Source organism: Comamonas thiooxydans, from assembly GCF_000964545.1.
In the GTDB taxonomy this organism is placed as follows: domain Bacteria; phylum Pseudomonadota; class Gammaproteobacteria; order Burkholderiales; family Burkholderiaceae_C; genus Comamonas; species Comamonas thiooxydans.
On record NZ_BBVD01000006.1, the window covers coordinates 23808 to 41620 of the forward strand.

The following is a 17813-nucleotide window of genomic DNA, read 5'->3' on the forward strand; positions in this document are numbered from 1 at the left end:
AGTCAGGCCTTCTTAGCGGGCTCTTTCTTGGCATCTGCCGCGCCCAGCTCAATGGCCGCAGCTTCCAGCTCGGGCGGGATTTCATCACCGGCTTTGAACTCGGTGGGGTAAATGTCGCCGTCCTTGACGCCCTTGAATGGCTTGGTTGCTTTCATCGTCTTCTCCTGAAATGAGGAAGGAGCAGAAAGCCCCTTCTTGCTTGGTTAAGCAGCCACCTTCAGAGCGCGCAGGCACTCGGGGTTCTGCACGCCGCCGCCCACGCGCTTGGTCGTGTAGAACAGCACATAGGGCTTCTTGGTGAAGGGGTCACGCAGCACACGAACACCCATGCGATCGATGATCAGATAGCCGCGCTTGAAGTCGCCAAACATGATGGGCAGCGCATTGGCGGCTACATCGGGCATGTTCTCGTCTTCGGCCAGGCCATAGCCGTGGAAGGTAGCAGGCTGGCCGGCCTGGGCAGAGGGCTGCCACAAGTAGTTGCCCTGGCCGTCCTTGAGCTTGCGCAACTTGGCGATAGTCAGGTTATTGGTCAGGAAGCGCGCGTTCTGGCGGTACTTCTTGGGCAGGCCATAGATCAGATCCAGCACCGCATCGGAGCCAATGTCAGCAGCGGCACCGCTGTTGGTCACAGGGATAGCGCCAAAGGGGTGCTTGGCTGCATTGGTTCCACCCTCGACATAGGTGAGGATGCCCGCAGGCTTCTTCACACCATCGCCGCTGATGAATGCAAGGCCTTCTTGCTCGGCAAACTCGGCCTGCACTTCGCTGGCCAGCCACGCCTCGATGTTGATTTCGCCATCGTCCAGCATTTGCTGAGTAGCAGCTGGATTGGCGTAGATCTCGCCATGCCCGAAGCCCAGGGACTTCAAGGTGGGCGTATCAGTTTCGGGGCGCTGATCGGTTTCACCCACCCAGCCAGAGCCAGTGCCGCCCATGTTGAACAACTTGGTCCAACCAGCCTTGCTGGTGGGCTGAATCTGGGCCAGCTCGCGCATGGGCGATTCTTCGCGCAGCTTGTCGGTGATGGTGCGATCCCACTCCACCGGGGTGAGGAAACCACCGTCTTCAGCAGTGCCCTTGTTCAAAGCGGCTTGCACATCGCCCTTGCGCATGTGAGCGTTGAACGATTCTGTGTACTCCTTGTCGCGCAGACCTGCGCCGGGGCCACCCATCTGGCCGGCGGCAATCTTGGTGTGAGCGTCTTCGACTTCCTTCTGCAGGGCGTCCAGAGCGCCATTGATCTCTTTCAGCTTGGCCTCCTGGTCAGCTCCGGAGCGGCCAGCCTTGACCTCCTCGAGCTGCTTGGTGTGCTCGGCCTTGAACTGCGCAAAGGCAGTCTGCAAACCTTCAACAAGTGCCTTGACTTCTGCATTGCTAGGCGCCTCGGCGTACACGCCCATGATGCCGCGAGGCACAGGATTTTTCTTTGCCATGATTTGGCCCTTTCAGAAACGAAAAAGCCGCCAGTGAGGCGGCCTGTAGGTTGGGTTAGTTGCTGCTTACGCGCGGAGCGTGTTCAGCAGCGATTGCAGCGAGGCTGCGACTTCAGGGCCAGCGCTCGGCGTGGCATCTTCGGCAGCGCCCGGCGTGCCAGAAAACAGGGCTTTGAAGGTGTCCCGACGTGAATTGCGGGAAAAACCCGCCTTGGCCATGGAGGCTTCGATCAGCGCCAGCGGCTTGGTTTTCGTGCTGGCCTGGGTGGATTTGGTGATCTCGGATGATGGCAGCAAGCCTGTGGCGAAACCGTCATCCACAGCCTGCTGGGCGCCTATCCAGGTTTCCTTGTCCATCATGATGGCCGCCTCGGCAGTGCTCATGCCCGTCTGGTGCGCGTACAGCGCTGCCATCGCGGCATCGAAAGGCTCCAGCAGCTTGGCCGAGTCCAGCATGTCGTGACGGTTGCCAACAGCCACCGCCCAAGCGTTGTGGATCATGAAAAAGGCGCCGTCACCGATCAGGATTTCGTCGCCGGCCATGGCAATGACCGAAGCCACTGAGGCCGCCACGCCCAGAACCCGCACCGTGACCTTGCCCTGGTGCTCGCGCAGCAGGTTGTAGATGGCCATGCCCTCGAAGAAGTCGCCGCCTGGGCTGTTGATGTTGACCACCACATCCTTGGCGCCGATGGAGCGCAGGGCCGCGCTGATGCGCTTGGAAGTGATGCCCGTGCCCTCCCAGTTCTCACCAATGGAGTCATAGATGGAGATGCTGGCTTCGGCGTCATCGCCGGCCTTCGCACACACGGCGGGTTCCCAGCGATCCACAGCATCAGGCCGCAGGTCAAAACCAGCCTTGGCCAGGCGGTGGTCAGCCCGGATTTCAGGTAGCTTTTTGAGGCTCATTGCTTGCTTTCTTGCCCGAGGGGTCGCCCAGGGTGTTGAACTTGGGGTCGGGATCTGCCGGGTATTCGGCAAGATCGCGGATTTCATTGGCGGTGTGCCACGGTTGGTGGCCGCCGGAGCCGAGCGCCTTGGCGAAGTACTCGGACTGGTCCTTGAGCGTGCCGCGCAGCAGCGCGCGCTCGTTGGTCTTGAAATAGAGCGTCTCGCGCTCGCGGTCGGTAAGCAGAGAGCGGGCCAGCGCCTGCTCCCAGCACACGAAACGCGGCGACATAGTGAACTGCACGAAGAAGATGGCCAGCTGCTCGATGCCCGAACCCCAGCTGGTGTCATCCATCATCAGCAGCGGACGAGGCACGCCATACAGACGGGCGACCTCTTCAATCTGGTGATTGCGGTTTTCGATCTGCTGCGCGTCCTTGGCATTCGAGCTGAAGCGGTTGGCCTTGGCCCCCTCTTCCGCGATCATCCATTTGTTGACGTTTTCAGCACCGCTGTACTCATCCGCCAGCGATTCCTTCATTCGCTGGTACGCCTTGTCAGAGAGTGCATTCGGCACCTCGATCGCGCCGCCAGCCATGACGCCGGTCTTGAACACATTGCCCGCGGCTCGCTGAGCGGATGCTGCGAGATCGAAAACCTCTTCGGACAGTTGGCGCTTGGACAGACCCAGCACGCCATCGAATGAGATTTCGCGGATATGCAAGATCTCCTCTTGGTCCAGGGTCAGCTGGCCGCCGTTTTCCGTAGTGCAGGTGTACTGCATGCGGTAGTTGCTGCCCAACTTGGCCTGCACCCGGCCTTTCTCAAAGGGGATCAGGTGAATAGGTCGAGTGCCTGACCGGATGATGCGTGCATAGGCATTGCCCTCGGTCTCGAGCAGCAACTGCATCTGGCTCTTGAACTCCATGGGCGTCTGCCAGGGGTTCGGCTTGACCCGAATCAACTTGTGCGCCTGATGCTCGCGCATCACCTTCTTGTCCGACCCTGCCTCATAGAGACTGATGGGAAGCATGCCCAGACCGTTGCTGATGAGCGAAAGGCTGCGCAGCGCGGCCATATTGCGCACCATCCGGTTGGCAGAGGTCATATGCCCGTTACGGATGAACTCCAGCAACGCCGGATCATCCAGCCCCTGGAAGGTGATTCCTTCTGCACTGGCACGCGGGCGCGACTGTGTCTCAGGCTTTCGCCCGAGGATCTTGTCGAGTAGTTTCATGAAGTCGCCCTAAAGGAAGCGCATTCCGCGCGTCTCGTAAACAGAGGGCCCCTTGGCCTCTGGGTTGGTTGCCATCAAGGTGACCGCATTCAATGACGCCATGAGCGGGTCAATCTTGGCTGTGCCGCTCGCCTGCTTTGTGATGAGGGTGGCATTGCCAGATGGAACGACCTTCGCATTACCAACACTCCAGGCCATGAGCGGCTGCGCGGCATGCACCAGGCTGCCATCCAGCAAGCCGCGCTCAGCCACTGCCATCGCGCCGGTGAGCTTCCAGCCCTGCGAGATGCCGATGATCAGATCCTCGGGGATGCCGGCATCAATCAATGCCTGGAAAACAACCTTGTGCGTGCGCTCGGGGTCCAGGCCGATCCTGGCCAGCAGGCCCCAATCAAAGATCTGCTTGCACAGCGCGGCCAGTTCCTCCAAGTCCTGGCCTGGTCGCTCCACGACAACCAAGTCCCCATCCTTCTCAAAATCCCGATATTTCGCCTCTTCGGACTTGCGCCGCTCAATCGCAATGGGATGGATCCATGCCTTGTTCCACAGAGCGCAGTTTTGCGAGTCTCGCAAGCGCCCATCAATGGCAAAGCCCAGCAAGTCATCCAGCCCGCCGCCGTCAATGCCGATGGTCACCACCTCGCACTTGGCCTGGATGAAGTCCAGGTTGATGCGCTTGTCGCCGCGCTTCTCCCAGAAGTCGGCACCGGTCCAGCGGTTGGCCCGCAGGTTCAGGCCGATCTGGATATTCAGGTGCTTGGCCAGGAAGCGCTGGAAACCACCATCCTGCTCTGGAGAGCGCTTTTGCATCTCGTCGGTCAGCCATTCCTTGCTGACTGAGCGGCCCAGGTTCGGATTGGTGATGTAGAAGTTTTCCGGGTCCAGATAGGCCTTGGACTTGATCATCGCCTCAGGGAACTCATACAGAATGCCCAGCGTCTTGAGGCTGACCACCTTGCCGTCGCGCACATCGCGCCAGTAATCCAGCTTGGCCTTGAAAACGCCCTCAGGCGCTTCGTCCGACTGCGTGGTCAGGAAAATGACCCAACCCTCTTCGCGCGACACCTGGCCGCCCAGCGCCTCCTGAAACATGGCGTCGGCATTGGCACGCTTGCCAAACAGCCAGAGCTCGTCCACCAGGATCTTGCCCGACTTCTTGCCGGAGACCGTATCCGTGTCGGCTGCAACCACCTTCAGGCTGTTGCGGTTCACCCGATGGGTGATGGTCCGAATATGGTCCTGGATGTGGAACAGCGCAGACAGTTCCTCATCTGCGCGCACCATGCTGGCCGCCGGCTTGAAGGAGTTATCAGCCACTTCCTTGGTCGGCGCCAGGATCAGGTGCTCCTCGTCCTCGCGCCAGCACAGGATCAGCGCCGTGAGCATGATGCCCGCGGCGATGGTGGATTTGGTGTTCTTCTTGCTGATCAGCAGGCCGTATTCACGGATCAGCTGCTTGCCCGTCTCGGCGTCGTATGCACCAAAGATGACGCGCACGAAGTCGAAAACCCACTCTTCGGAGCACTCCCCGAATGTGGGAGGGCGGTATTCATCGAGCTCCGCATCCCAGACCTTTGGCAAATCGACAACCTTGAGCTCCTTGAAGATGGCCAGGGCCTGCTCAGCCTGGTCCAGGAAGATGGGCGGCGGAATGATGGATTTCCGCTTTATCAAGCGCTCCTCCCAGTCGGGAACAGCAGTAGTCCAACTGGGTTGCATAGGCCAGGCGCCCGCCTAAACGGGCCAATTTATTCAACAAGTAGGCCGGCTTCCTGTAGCCAGTCCAGGGCGGGACGATGCAGGCCACCTCGATAGGCGACTCTCCAGAATGCGTGATCTACACAAACCTTCTTGGTAGATCCAAAGGAGATCCCGCGCTCAAGAAATGAAGGAGTCACAAACTCCAAGTCACCGCGCCCCAGGCGCTGAGCAATGGACCGGGGGTAATTCAAATCACTGGTCACCCAAATGAAAACCGCCCCGTGTGGGGCGGCTTGGATCTGACTGGTGGTTTGTCCGGTTTGTCTGTTCACTTCATGCATGCTCAAACCTTCTGGCCATTAGCGGCCACCAACTTCGGCGGCGCAGCTGGTGAAAACCGGCTGGCGATCTTCTTGGCGGCTACGGCTTTTTCTTCTTTCTTGCCGGCCTCACCCTTTTTGGGGTGGCAGTACGGTGCCGCCAACGTGGCAGCCTGCATCCGGCGGCCGCGCTCCTCAGTGCTATCGCGCATGACCTCCAGCAGGTAATCCAGCGGCATGAGGTTGCTCAGATCGGGAGGCGGCTCCGGCTCTTGCGGTGGCTGCTTTCCGAATGGCCACTTGGGATCGTCCTTGTAGCCGTTGGCATCCACCGTGGGCGCCGCCGGCTTGGCTGCAGACTTCTTGGGAGGCTTGACCGCCTCGGGCTGCTTTTTTGGGCGGCCAGCCCCGGGCCGCGCGCCACCTCTTGGCATAAGCGGCTCCTTTGAATTCTTTGATTTCTTTGAATTCCACCCCAGGATTTATTCATACAGGGGGAAATTTTCTGCGCGTGCGGAACAGGGCGGTCTAGAGGCCGAGCGCCCCCAGGCTTTGACCTCCCCCCTCCCCTTGCCGATGCCCTCAGGCCACGTCAAGCGGTCGCTGGCGCTGCGCTCTCGTGCTTGAGGTCTTCAATCAACTCCACTACAACGCGCGTCTTGGGCGTGCCTAAGCTGCCCTCCGTGTAGCTCGTTCTGTATGCGTGGACACTGACATTCGGTGCCGTCGCATCCAACCCCAAGCGCTGGGCAACATGATCAACACACAGCGCCAGCAAAGCCTCTTCATCAATCCGCGCCTTATGCACAGCTCGGTGCTGCTCGTCACTTTGGATATTCAACCCCTTCATTACGCAGCCTCCACCATCAGAGCAACAGGAGGCATGGTGCTACCTGACACCCACAACATGACAGGCTGGCCGGCCTTGATCGCCTCGACCTCGGCAGGCGTCGGCGTCCAGAACGAAACCACTGCCGGCACGCCATCCCAGTCGGTACGGGTGATGGGCAGCGCGTTGCAGGGCAGGGTCTTCTGATCCCAGCCTGCCGGCGCGCCAAGCACAGCATTGTTTGATGGGTGCTGCATTCGGTCCATGGGTCACATCCTTTGCTCGGCGCGCTGTTTGTCACGGGAATGATGAGTACTGCACAACGACTGCCAGTTGCTCCGGCGCCAGAACAGCGACTGATCACCTCGATGCGGGGCTATGTGGTCGACCACCGTTGCAGCCTCCACACGACCAGCCGCCTCGCACATCACGCAAAGTGGATGCTCACGCAGGAACTGAGCCCGGGCCTGCTGCCACTTGTAGCCATAGCCGCGCTGGGCTGATGTCTGTTCGCTGGTGCGCCAGCTGCCCGCCTGCATGGTCTGGACACGCTGGGTTTCCAGCATTGGCACGCCGCTCTTGAGGGTCTGCAGCTTCGCCATTACATCCAACTCTCAATAGGTGCCGCCACCGAGTGATCCGCCCCTGAAGCAATGTGCGTGATCGTCGGGCGTGCTCGGTGGCAGCGAACCGTGAATAAAAAAGCCGCCGAGGCGAACCAGGGCGGCAGATGCCGGCTTTCGGCCAGCAGGAGACAAAAGAAAACCGCCCACGGGCGGTTGTTAATTAAATTCGTTTGATGCCGAGGGTTGTCGGCTGGCTGCCTATCCGCTTCACTTCAAACCTTCCATGAGGCTCAGCCTCTGCAAGCAGGCGTTCAACCTCAGCAATGATCTCATTGCATACAGAGTGCGCGCCATGAGGCAGAGTAGCAATGACCGTATTTGTTGCACCCAGCATCGGCAATGCGTCGTCTGCAACCTTAGCTGATTCAGCTTGAATATCCAGTCCCATAGTTCTCCCTTGAAAAATACAAAGGATAGTCGATGGGGCAAACGAAAAAAGCCCCAGCGGCTAGGCTGAGGCTTTGGAAATTTTGGGCGCAGTTATCCAGACCCGCTGCGTATTCTGCCAAAAAAATGCAGAGCGTCAAGCATCAGAGCACGCCTTTTGCGATGAGGCCGCGCGTGAGCATGTTGCGCGCCTCCATCAGCAGCACCTGCAGCTCGTCGCGCTGAGTTGGCAGGCGCGGACTGCTCCAGACCTGGGCACGGCAAGCGAGGTTGCGCGCCATGAAGGAGATGGCTGTGCGGTGGGGTTGAGGAATCGCATCGACAACCGCATCCACAACTTCCAAGTCGGCAATCTCCCATTCACCGCAGCCGCCAGGGCCAACGCTGCACGATGCCGATCGATTGCCATAGCCAGTGCCCACACTCGCGTTTGCGGCCCAGTGGTGCCACACCACCAGGATCTCGTTGACTACGCTGCTGGCTTGACCGATGTCGATCTGTGGTGTTGCTGTGCTGCTCAATGCTCTCTCCTGATTGTTGTGATCGTCTGCCTGAGGTCGGGACTCAACCCACCTCGGCAATGAGGCCGGCCACAGGCCAGCCTTCAGAACCTGCTCGCGCGTGAAGCGCCCAGCCTCCAGACCGTACTCACGGTGGGCGTCGCGCCCGCCACTTTCCAGAAGGCGGTAGTTGTCATAGGCCACATGGCAGCCTTCAGTGCCAGGACGGCTGCAGCAGAGCGGAAAGCCTGTGCGGTCGTCCGTCTTCAGCCCCAGGCCCTTGCCGTAATTGAGGTGGGCATGCTGGCTGTACCCCTCAATGCCGCACCACATGCATGGCAGCTGCGCAACAAGACGGCGGTAGGGCTCGCTCTCGATGGCCGTCTCCTTGCGCACTGCAATCCCCGTGGCACCGGCGCCGGGAACCATCACTACATTGGCAGGCACCATATCTGCGGTTGCACGGGCACTCTCCAGCTGGCGCTGGGCGCGCTCATGCAGGCGCTGCTCACGACTGCAGGCCTGCCCGGACTCGTAGTGATGGCCTTCGTCCTGCTCATCACGGAGCCCAGCGCCAGCCCAAGTGCCGCGAGACTTGAAACCCTTGCCGGGCTTTAGCGGGGTGCGACGCATCAACATGTGGCTCCACCTTCCGGCTTCTCTCCATACTGCAGCTCCAGCGCCAGCTGCGCGTAATGGATCACCTTGCGCAGATCCTCGGCACCGTTCTTGGCCTTGTGCCGGGTCGCGTACTTGATGATGTTTCCCTGGAAGAAGTCCAGGCCATTGGCGTGAATGAACTCGATGGGCTGGATCTTGCAGTCCTTGTAATGGCTGCCGCCGGCCTGGGTGTCCAGAGCGCTTTTCACCACCATGCGCGCCCCCAGTCCTCTACAGGCACCAGAAAACCGTAGTCGTTAAACACGTAGACAGTGCGAGCGCCCACCTGCACCCGGTTGCAGCAGCGGTTTTCCATCCAGCGCTCAATGAGGTAGCGCCCATCCGGCAGGCGCTCATATTCCGGCCACACCAGCCGCGTAATGCGCGAGGTACTGGGGGGCTTGCGCTGGCCGGCCAGCGGCACGACCTTGCCAAAGAAGGCGGGGTTCAAAGGCTGGATCATTTGACAAGCCTCACTTCCAGGCCCAGCAGAGCCTTCATCAGGTGACGCTTGAGCTTGAATTCAGGGGTCTCCACGCCCTTCACATCCTCGATCACCTCTGAGCCCTTCTCCAGGTACACGAAGTCAGCGATGTAGCGAATGGCGGGCCGAGCGCGCGCAGCGCCAGCAAACTTCACCGATGGGACCATCTCGAACACCACCTGCCGGCGAAGATCGCTGATGTAACCACCTCGCTGCAGCATCTGGAGGTGGGACCAACGGTGCAGCTCAGCCAAGCTATCGAACTCGGTACCGTCCGCCGCAACGATCTTCTTATTACCGTACTTGGATCCCGGCGCCTTGGGAACCAGCTTCAACGCATAGCCTGTCAATTTCATTGCCTTGCTCATGCAGCCGCACCCCGCTGGTTCATGCCCAGTGTCTCCATGGCGGCCATGCGCGTGTGGCGCGTCACAGTCTGGTCGCCATAAGCAATGCGGGCAATGATCTTGCGCGCCCAGTCCTTGTCGTCGCCCTTGAGCTCGAACGGTACGTCCAGCAGGCGCTCCACCTTGGGCGCAGGCAGCGCCAGCAGGCCGCTCTCTTCAAAGTAGGTCTTGCGGGGTGTCAGGGCCTCACAGACCTTTTCAAACTGGGGGAGGCTCGGCGGAAACTCCGGGCATTCGCGCTTGATGTTCTGGAAAGCTGCCTCGATCACGTCATCCGTGAACTTCGCCAAGTCCGCATCCCAAACCAGCTGCGCAGCTCGTACCCCTTTGTCCTCACGGCGTTCGTTCAGTTCGCCGGAGCTGAACTTGGCCAGGAATGCTGTGCCGTAGGCGCCCTGCAGCACCACAAACAACTTGCGAATGCGCTGCGATGCTTCGGGGCGCGGCGCCAGATGGCCTTGCTGCTGTCCGGCGCTGCGCACAGCACGCGATGCCAGGCTTGAGATTTCGTAGCTGCTTCTCATAGCTCAATCCCTTCAAAGATGGCCTTGCCGGCGCCGGCGTACTTGCCTGCTGCTGCGGACGCAGGAGCCATGGATGGACGGCGTGCTGCGGGCATTTCGGTGGCGCGGCGGATCCAGTTGCGCCAGGTCGCGCCCCAGTCAGCCTTGCGCCCGTCCTTTCCAGCCTTGCCGTGCCAGTGGTCGGCAAACATCGCGGCCTGGCGGCGCACCTCTTCCTCGGTCAAGCCGGCATGTTCGGCAATGGCCCAGTCACCCCAGCTCTTGGGCAGCTTCCAGTCTTCGGGCAGGCGTGTTCCTGTCGCTGTCCTGCCCCTTCCCTTCGCCTCTTCTGGCTGAGCCGGAGGCGAAGTGTCACGGTCAGCAGCACCTACAGCCTTTGAATAGTTAACTGTCTCTTCTTTATCTGTATCTATATCTGTATCTGTACGCGTGACATCCGTACCCGTCACGCGTGACTCACTCGTGACCTCTTTGTGACCACCCTCTTCTCCCTCTGGAGCAGCGTCTTTTTTGCGCTGGCGCTGGCGGCGTTTGCGCTCCGCTGCAGTGGTGTCGGTGTCGCTGCGCATCTGCAAAGTGGCCCACTTGGAGGGCTGTAGGGAGGCCTGCTCAATCAGCCCAACTTCAGCCAGGCGGCGTGCCACCTCTTCCAGGCTGCGCACATCCAGACCCAGCTTCACTGCCACCTTGCGCATCAGCAGCGCAGGTGCATCGCCTTTGTCCAGCAGGCCCTCACCCTTCAAGCACAGCAGGGCCACGAAGTGCCAACGGTCCTCAAAGGCCAGAAGCTTCAACTTGTCGTCATCGACCATCCGCGTGTAGGTGCGGAACCATGGGAGCTTGCTCATTGGGCGGCTCCTCGGATGGACTGCAACAACTCGGCCGTGCACTTCATCAGCGCCAGCAGCAGCGGCTCCAAGGCGCGACGGTCGTCCGCGCAAAAGTGGCCATCCTGAGCTCGGGGCGAGCCTTCTGCCAGGGACTTGCTGGCAGTGCTGACCAACTCCATAAAAAGGCGAATGGAGTCAGATGGGCTACGGTCCTCCATCTGAAAGTCCATAGGCACCTGCCCGACCAGATGAGCCAAGGCAAAGACCGCGCGGCGTGCCTGCGCCAGCACGATGATTTCGACCACAACGCCAAAAGAAGGTGGCGCGGCCTCGTGATCGGGGTTGATGCCGTTGGCAAGGGTGTTGCCATTCAGTCCGGCAATTTCAGCAAGAGCGCGAATGCCGCCGGGATATTCCTTTGCGTCTGCCTGAAGAGCCAGGAACAGCGCGCGATGTGTTTGTTTGATAGTTCTACGCATAGCGAATGCCTCGTGAGATTCGCCTACCGCTGATGCGGCAGAGATTGGACACTGGCTGCATGCAAACGAAAACAGGCCAGAAGAGAGGAAAAGGTGCCCGCCACACCCTGGGCTATGCTGGTGGCTTCCAAACCGTTACCAACAGCCACAAGGAGGGCCGGCATGAAAACAGAACATTGGCAGGCAGCTGCAACACTCGCAGCCGTAGCGCTACAGAAGCGAGTGAATGCAAACGAAGACATCACAGAGGAACTCATGACTTCGGCACTTCAAGCGGCTCATCGCGCCATACTTCAGGTCGAACGGGATTACCTGAACCGGACCCCTCCGACTCCAACATCGCAACGCCCCCTGAGATAACACGCTCAGCCAAGGCTCTATTTCGCAAAAGGGAGTGCATTCGCTGCCCTGCTCTTTCACGGCGATACATCACACCTGGTGGAGGCGCATCACCCCAGCGGTATGCCTCAGCCATTGCTCAACTCCTTAGTTGAAGTGGATGGCTGCGCCAGCTCCTGGATGGAAGACTTTTCTTGCTGCATGCGCCACAAGGCAGCCTGAACACGATCAACGATGCGTGCCGGAAGAACATCAGGCCACTGATTGACCGCTTGGTAGCTCACGCCGATCGCTTTAGCAGCAGCCGGAATAGAGCCGCCCAGTTGTTGAATTGCTTCAGCTTTATTCATCCCTGGATTGAATCATGATTCACCCCATTACGCAATCACAATTCACTTTCGTTCAAGCATATTTCAACCATGATTGAATACAGCGAGCGACTAAAGGCCGCCATGGATGAGAGGTCGGTGTCGGTGTCACAGCTTGCCGCCGGCATGGGGGTCAGCTATCAAGCAGTGAAACGAGCGCTGGATGGCTTGTCAAAGGCCTTCTCCGCCGCAAACAACACCAAGGCCGCAGCATTTCTGCGCGTGAGCCCAGACTGGCTAGCAACCGGATCCGGCTCTATGGCCGCAAACTTCGATGAGAACGTCAAACCAACGCCGCCAGGAATGCGCGCCTACCCTGTTATCTCAAAGATACAAGCAGGGCTCGTGAAAGAGATCGTGTGCCCATATGAGCCTGGCGACGGCTTTGCAGTTGAGTTTGGTGAAGACGATGCCTCTGACTGGGCCTTCTTTTTTGAGATCGAGGGCGACTCAATGCTCCCGGAGTTCCGCCCAGGCGACAGAGTTTTGATTGATCCCGAAGTACCCCCTCGTCCCGGCGACTTCGTTGCCGCACGCAACACGCGACAAGAGGCCACCTTCAAAAAGTACCGAGTGCGAGGCATTGATGAGGCTGGCCAAGAGATTTTTGAGCTAGTGCCACTGAATGACGACTACCCCGTGATGCGAAGCGACGAGCACCATCTTGTTGTGATCGGGACCATGTTGGAACATCGGCGCAAATTCCGCAGACGGTGATGATGCGGCAGCTTCGGCTGCCGTTACACAGCACCGTTCCGGCGCCACCTCTGCACCCTTAAAACGACGCCCGCACCAGCGGGTTCTTTTTCGTCTGTGGGTGCACATTCAAATCCACAACTGAATCTCTATTCAAAAAATAATTGAATCAAGATTGACACAATCAAGTGAATCATGATTCAATTCACTCGTCGCAGCAGAGAACGGCAGCGATGGGTGTGAAGTGATCGAGCCAGCACCGAAGTTCCTGCAGCCGCACGGCTGGGTAAACACAGGGCACCGCGGACGGTAGCGGGATACAAAAGGTCGTCGGTCGCTCTAGTCAGTACTGCTCTGCCCCCGGATGGGATCGGCAACAGGAACATCGAAAGGCCACGCGAAATCCATCCGCTGGGTTCTATACGGCGGTGAGGCATACAGGGAGGCCAAGAGCAAAAACGCCCAGCGCGCTAGCGCCGCCGTCCGGAGCGCATCCGGAGTTCAAACCAAAGCCTTGCTTGCAGGGCTTCCGTTTGAGTTGACCTATAGGCCCAATTCGCTCAAGAATACTGTATAAATAAACAGTTAAATCAAGGAATGCCATGAACTGTCGTCTTGGTGATCTGGCCATCGTGGTCAACGATCTTGACTACCCCAACAACAACGGCTGCCTGCTCGAAATCACTGCTCGAGCTCAGCCTGGCGTCTATTCAATTCCCGCCGACTGGGTCGGGCGCCCTCTTTCGACGTTTGATTTCGGTGGCCGCCGAAACAGCCCAGGTGATGGGCGCTCTGTCGTCTACAGGGATTGCGAACTGCGCCCGCTGCGAAACAGTGACGGTGCCGACGAAACGCTTGCATGGGCCGAGCTGCCTAAGAAGTTGGACAACCTGATTCCTGCCAAAAAGCATGACGAGGTGGTGACAGCCACCCTGCAGACCTCTTTCCTGGGCGCCACTGTGCAGTGCGCCGAGCAATTCGTCAGCGGAGCATGGAGCCTGACTGTGCGCAGTGGAGACATGGGGTTTGACGTTCGAGTGGATGCCCATATCGCGCCGCCTGGCGGCTTTCACCCTGGCGACCGCATCCGCCTGGAATACAAAAAAGGCGACAACCCATTTTTCGGGCCCTTCATCAAGGCGCACTTGCTGAATGAATAGGTGCCCACGGCAGCAACGGAGATTCAAAAATGTGAGCGTTTAGCCAGCATGCGGCCTGCATGTGCCCTCCCCCGCAGGGCTACAGCGGGGCCATCAAGAAAGAGCGCGGCACTGAAAAACTGCAACCGGGCGTGGAGTTTGGCAATCCGAGATGCCGCCACCGACAGACCGCAAGCCGGGTGATCCGCTCTTTTTCTTGATGGTGCCGGGGGTCGGCTCCCCGTTTCTTACAAACCAGGCCTGCAAGGCCCGGCTGGAATACTGCAAGAGGGTAATTGCACCGGTCTTAGGTGCCCATCATGAACACCCCGGGAAAGTAGCGGGGGCTATCTGGCGTGACTGCTCGAGCAGGTACGGCAACTCAGGAATGGGCCTGGGCTGGCGGCAGTCACGAACTCGGCGCTTTGCGTCGTGGCGACAGTGGTCACGCCAGATGGCGCAGCAACCTTTTATTAACCCAAGTGCGCATTTCTTCTGCCTGACCCTCATCGGACAGAAGGAAGCTGCGCCATCTAACTTTTCAGCCGGGTCTGGGGCTTCTCCTCCGCCGTCCCTCTCTGAACCATTCCCCAGGCAGACCCGAAAGGTCACCGGCTCTTTATTCAAGCCCGCAGCAAGAGCTCGCGGGCTTTTTCTTTGCCCAAAGGAGACTCCATGCATCCCGCTCCCGCCACCGCCCCAACCACAAAGCTGCTGCTCGCGGCGCAATGGGCTCTCACCGGCTTCGGCCTCTTCTGCCTGGTCGGCGCGGCCGTGGTGATCGCACTCACGCCAGAAGCCTGGCCCCTATGAGCGTTCCGCTTGGATAGCTGGACACGATTTTTGAACAGGAGATCCTCATGCTGAAGACGATTGTTGACTCCGTACTGGTCATCGTCGGCGCCCTGCTTCTCGCAGCCTGGCTGTCCGCGCCCGATGCCCAAGCCGATGAACCCCTAAGCACCCCCCAGAGCCTGCGCGATGAATTCGCCTGCCCGGGCATGCACGCAGAATGGCTGGACGATAAGACGGTGCAATGCTTGAAGGAACGCCCGTAATTTGACATCCACAAGACCTCACCGAAGAAGGTGCTTACTTCTTCATCGCCCCAAAACATAGACAATAAGCATTGAAGCATTCAGCGCAATAGCTTGGTTCAACCTAATTTCTCAGCCCCTTGTCTGAGAACCCGCATTCAAGCAGTCCACTAGCGAGCTGTAGACCTAAAGGTGTGCGATGAATGCGATTGAGTTCACTCCAATTAAAAAGAGACAAAGGCTTATGACCAAGCCACCAATCCAGCTTGTGCACTTACCGTCGGGGCGAAGTAGGAAGCGCAGCCTTTCCCTCGTTCGAGGCTTCATACTGAGCGGCCTCGCGATCCTTGCGACCTGCTTAGTTTTAGCAGGCTGCAAAGCTGAATCAGGAACGGGACTCGACAAAACTGCTGCGTCCTTCAAAAAGGCCGCCGTTAGTGCCTGGCAGTGCCCTGGAATGAAAGCTATTTGGGTCAGTGAGAATATCGTGAGGTGCGTCAGAGAAGAGCCATGAGCAAGTGAGTCGCGCGCCCTGACGAAGCGCTGCATAGAAGGATTCGATCAGCAAGAATCCACCGGCACGACGATGCATGTCTCATCCGTTCTGCTTGATTCGGGCAGGAATCAATCCACGCTATATGTTGCTACGAACAAAGAACGGACCATCTCCGCCAGTCCATGGCTGCCGATCAGGGCCATACATCCATCGACCAATGTCCCCTCCCATGTTCATGGATCCCATTGCACAACTGGATCGCTGATCAGCCATCGAAACAAATTCAGGCCTCGACAACGCTGCACAGCCAGTAAGCGTAGTGGTAACTATCGCAATCACAAGAAGCACTTTCATGGCAACTCCCAAAGAAAGTGGAACATCTAGGCTAATCACTCAGCCAACGCCTGGGTAGGTTCTTGTTGGATCACCTCTTAACTACCAAGTTCATATAACAGCCCGCACTCTTGCGGGCTTTTTTCTTTATGGAGCCCAGATGTTCAAGAACATGATCATTTACCGCTACGCCGAAAGCTGGCAAGGCGATCTGCAGGCGCTGGAGGATGCCCTGCAGAAAACAGTCTTTGAGGAGTGCGGCGCCACACAGGAGCGTTCCGTGGGGTGGGTGCCGCCGCGCGGCGAGCCGCACGGTCCTCTGGTCGATTCCGTGGCCGGTCAATGGGTCATGCGCTTCATGACTGAGGCCAAGGTGCTGCCGGCCAGCGTGCTCAATCGCAAGGTCAACGAAAAGGCCGAGCACATCGAAAAAACCGAGGGCCGCAAGCCTGGCAAGAAGGAAAAGCGCGTGCTCAAGGACGAAGCCAAGCTGGACCTGCTGCCCATGGCCTTCACCAAGCAAGGCTGCATGTGGGTCTGGATCGATCCGCAGGCCCGCACCCTGGTGCTCGATACCAGCGCCCAAGGCCGCGCCGACGAGGTGGTAACGCTGTTGGTCGAGGGACTGTCCGGCTTTGCCCTGGCACTGCTGGATACCCAGACCAGCCCACAGGCCGCCATGGCGCATTGGCTGATGACCCAGGAGCCGCCCGCCGGCTTCACCGCAGATCGCGAAACGGAGCTAAAAGCCGCGGACGAATCCAAGGCAGTGGTGCGCTATGCCCGCCACCCGCTGGACATTGAGGAAGTCTGCAAGCACATCGAGCAAGGCAAGCTGCCGACCAAGCTGGCGATGACCTGGGACGACCGCGTGAGCTTTGTGCTGACCGAAGGACTGCAGATCAAGAACATCGCGCTGCTGGATGCGGTCATGGACGGCAACAGCCAGGACGACGGTGGCTTTGATACCGATGTGGCGATTGCCACGGGCGAGCTCTCGCGCCTGATTCCCGATCTGATCGAAGCACTGGGCGGCGAAGGCCGCACCAACCTGGGCGACCTGCCCGCCTCGCTTCAGAACGCGCCTGCTGCAGAAACTCTGCCGCTAAGGAATGCCAGGACCGCGCCCGCCCCTCACTGCGAAGCTGCCGGCGATGGCCCAGACCCGCTGTATGCCGAAGCCGTTGAACTGGTGCGCAAGGACCGGAACGCAAGCATCTCCTATGTGCAGCGCAAGCTGCTGATAGGTTTCAACCGCGCCGCAGCACTGCTGGAGCGCATGGAATCAGAAGGCTTGGTGTCGCGCATGGATGCCAGCGGGAAACGCGCGCTCCTGACGCCCGCCATCCAGGCCCCCAGCGCCAGCAAATGATCACCTATTCATAGGTTTACATGAACCGGGCCGTGCGCCCACATCAATGAATCAACTGCCCGCCATACCGCGGGCTTTTTTCTTTGGAGGCTCCCATGAGTCTGACTTTCGTGAATCACAACGGCGACCCCCATCACCGATTCCCGCATGGCCGCCATGCGAGCTCAAGGAATGGAGCTCGAGCGCCAGCGCCGTCTGGCTGCCAAGGCGGATCCTGTGTCCGTGCACAAGGGTTGGCGGGTCTCTGGTATCAAGCCCGGAATGCTGGATGAGGCGAAGCAGGCGCACGAGCGGCTTTGCCAGATGGCCCAAAAGGCCCGGGGGCAAACTGCCGGAGCCCTTCGATGAGACAGCATGGCTTCGCACTGCCAAGCGCACTGCAATTCGCAGCAAGCCCTACATCCTTCAAGAAGCTGCCCTGCAGTGCCAGGCGATGGCCATCAAGACTGGCTGGCTTGAAGTACAGCTGCAAGAGGTAAAGAAAGTAGTTGCCTGACATTCCTCCGAAGACAGCACAGTAATGGGTTCTAGTTACTTTTGAAAATGAGTACCGACCGCATCTACTTCTCCAAATTCGAATCCGGCTGACATAGATCAGGCATTGGGCATTGCAATGACTTGTGTCGCTCCAAATCAAGATGTATCACTAGCAGCCACAGGCTATCGATTTTCAATCGAGGAACAGGCAACGCTAAACCGTTCCGACCTTTGATCGAGGGGGCTCT

At 59.1% G+C, this 17813-nt stretch carries 23 protein-coding genes; 5 read left to right on the forward strand and 18 right to left on the reverse strand.

Annotated features, from left to right (window positions below; translation table 11 throughout):
* Positions 1–2: 2 nt before the first annotated feature.
* The 18 genes from Cth01_RS23990 to Cth01_RS10715 form a co-directional block, all read right to left on the reverse strand.
* Positions 3–155 carry a hypothetical protein gene (locus tag Cth01_RS23990; RefSeq protein WP_169749764.1) on the reverse strand — a complete coding sequence of 51 codons (153 nt, stop codon included), beginning with the start codon at positions 153–155 and terminating at the stop codon, positions 3–5.
* A 48-nt stretch (positions 156–203) separates the two neighbouring features.
* Complete coding sequence (locus tag Cth01_RS10635; RefSeq protein ID WP_045839184.1) at positions 204–1436, reverse strand: phage major capsid protein; 1233 nt, start codon at positions 1434–1436, stop codon at positions 204–206.
* A gap of 66 nt (positions 1437–1502) precedes the next feature.
* Complete coding sequence (locus tag Cth01_RS10640) at positions 1503–2345, reverse strand: head maturation protease, ClpP-related (protein ID WP_045839185.1); 843 nt, start codon at positions 2343–2345, stop codon at positions 1503–1505.
* The gene (locus tag Cth01_RS10645) at positions 2323–3561 is read right to left on the reverse strand and encodes a phage portal protein (RefSeq protein ID WP_052703302.1); all 1239 of its coding nucleotides are present in this window, start codon (positions 3559–3561) and stop codon (positions 2323–2325) included. The genes Cth01_RS10640 and Cth01_RS10645 overlap by 23 nt, the downstream gene beginning before the upstream one ends.
* 9 nt (positions 3562–3570) lie before the next feature.
* Positions 3571–5280 (reverse strand): terminase large subunit, encoded by a 1710-nt coding sequence (locus tag Cth01_RS10650; protein WP_045839186.1) that lies wholly within the window; start codon positions 5278–5280, stop codon positions 3571–3573.
* Positions 5281–5605: 325 nt separating this feature from the next.
* Complete coding sequence (locus tag Cth01_RS24130; protein WP_052703304.1) at positions 5606–6016, reverse strand: hypothetical protein; 411 nt, start codon at positions 6014–6016, stop codon at positions 5606–5608.
* Positions 6017–6174: 158 nt separating this feature from the next.
* On the reverse strand, positions 6175–6432 hold the full coding sequence (locus Cth01_RS10660) for a hypothetical protein (RefSeq protein ID WP_045839188.1): 258 nt from the start codon (positions 6430–6432) through the stop codon (positions 6175–6177).
* Positions 6432–6677 carry a hypothetical protein gene (locus Cth01_RS10665; RefSeq protein ID WP_045839189.1) on the reverse strand — a complete coding sequence of 82 codons (246 nt, stop codon included), beginning with the start codon at positions 6675–6677 and terminating at the stop codon, positions 6432–6434. The genes Cth01_RS10660 and Cth01_RS10665 overlap by 1 nt, the downstream gene beginning before the upstream one ends.
* Before the next feature lie 3 nt (positions 6678–6680).
* On the reverse strand, positions 6681–7013 hold the full coding sequence (locus tag Cth01_RS10670) for an HNH endonuclease signature motif containing protein (protein ID WP_045839190.1): 333 nt from the start codon (positions 7011–7013) through the stop codon (positions 6681–6683).
* A 184-nt stretch (positions 7014–7197) separates the two neighbouring features.
* A complete protein-coding gene (locus Cth01_RS10675) occupies positions 7198–7425 on the reverse strand; it encodes a hypothetical protein (protein ID WP_045839191.1) in 228 nt (75 codons plus the stop codon).
* Between the two features lie 142 nt (positions 7426–7567).
* Positions 7568–8563, reverse strand: a complete 996-nt coding sequence (locus Cth01_RS24280) for a hypothetical protein (RefSeq protein WP_233425151.1) — start codon at positions 8561–8563, stop codon at positions 7568–7570.
* Complete coding sequence (locus Cth01_RS10685) at positions 8557–8799, reverse strand: DUF3310 domain-containing protein (RefSeq protein WP_045839192.1); 243 nt, start codon at positions 8797–8799, stop codon at positions 8557–8559. Before Cth01_RS10685 ends, Cth01_RS24280 begins: the two co-directional genes overlap by 7 nt.
* Positions 8790–9047: a hypothetical protein gene (locus Cth01_RS10690; protein WP_045839193.1), complete on the reverse strand. Its 258-nt coding sequence runs from the start codon at positions 9045–9047 to the stop codon at positions 8790–8792. Before Cth01_RS10690 ends, Cth01_RS10685 begins: the two co-directional genes overlap by 10 nt.
* On the reverse strand, positions 9044–9424 hold the full coding sequence (locus Cth01_RS10695) for a DUF1064 domain-containing protein (protein ID WP_045839213.1): 381 nt from the start codon (positions 9422–9424) through the stop codon (positions 9044–9046). The genes Cth01_RS10690 and Cth01_RS10695 overlap by 4 nt, the downstream gene beginning before the upstream one ends.
* 8 nt (positions 9425–9432) lie before the next feature.
* Entirely contained in the window at positions 9433–9999 is a 567-nt protein-coding gene (locus Cth01_RS10700) for a hypothetical protein (protein ID WP_072248280.1), read from the reverse strand.
* On the reverse strand, positions 9996–10847 hold the full coding sequence (locus Cth01_RS10705; RefSeq protein ID WP_045839194.1) for a hypothetical protein: 852 nt from the start codon (positions 10845–10847) through the stop codon (positions 9996–9998). The genes Cth01_RS10700 and Cth01_RS10705 overlap by 4 nt, the downstream gene beginning before the upstream one ends.
* Positions 10844–11308 (reverse strand): phage regulatory CII family protein, encoded by a 465-nt coding sequence (locus tag Cth01_RS10710; RefSeq protein ID WP_045839195.1) that lies wholly within the window; start codon positions 11306–11308, stop codon positions 10844–10846. The genes Cth01_RS10705 and Cth01_RS10710 overlap by 4 nt, the downstream gene beginning before the upstream one ends.
* A 467-nt stretch (positions 11309–11775) precedes the next feature.
* Entirely contained in the window at positions 11776–11997 is a 222-nt protein-coding gene (locus Cth01_RS10715; RefSeq protein ID WP_045839196.1) for a Cro/CI family transcriptional regulator, read from the reverse strand.
* A gap of 69 nt (positions 11998–12066) precedes the next feature.
* Here Cth01_RS10715 and Cth01_RS10720 point away from each other — a divergent pair, with 69 nt between their 5' ends.
* The 5 genes from Cth01_RS10720 to Cth01_RS10735 all read left to right on the forward strand — a co-directional run bounded on the left by Cth01_RS10720 (position 12067) and on the right by Cth01_RS10735 (position 17088).
* Complete coding sequence (locus Cth01_RS10720; RefSeq protein ID WP_045839197.1) at positions 12067–12732, forward strand: LexA family protein; 666 nt, start codon at positions 12067–12069, stop codon at positions 12730–12732.
* Positions 12733–13313: 581 nt separating this feature from the next.
* Complete coding sequence (locus tag Cth01_RS10725) at positions 13314–13871, forward strand: hypothetical protein (protein ID WP_045839198.1); 558 nt, start codon at positions 13314–13316, stop codon at positions 13869–13871.
* Positions 13872–14525: 654 nt separating this feature from the next.
* A complete protein-coding gene (locus Cth01_RS23995) occupies positions 14526–14663 on the forward strand; it encodes a hypothetical protein (RefSeq protein WP_169749765.1) in 138 nt (45 codons plus the stop codon).
* A 47-nt stretch (positions 14664–14710) separates the two neighbouring features.
* The gene (locus Cth01_RS10730) at positions 14711–14908 is read left to right on the forward strand and encodes a hypothetical protein (protein ID WP_045839199.1); all 198 of its coding nucleotides are present in this window, start codon (positions 14711–14713) and stop codon (positions 14906–14908) included.
* 968 nt (positions 14909–15876) lie between these two features.
* Positions 15877–17088: a recombination-associated protein RdgC gene (locus Cth01_RS10735; protein WP_045839201.1), complete on the forward strand. Its 1212-nt coding sequence runs from the start codon at positions 15877–15879 to the stop codon at positions 17086–17088.
* Positions 17089–17813: the final 725 nt, after the last annotated feature.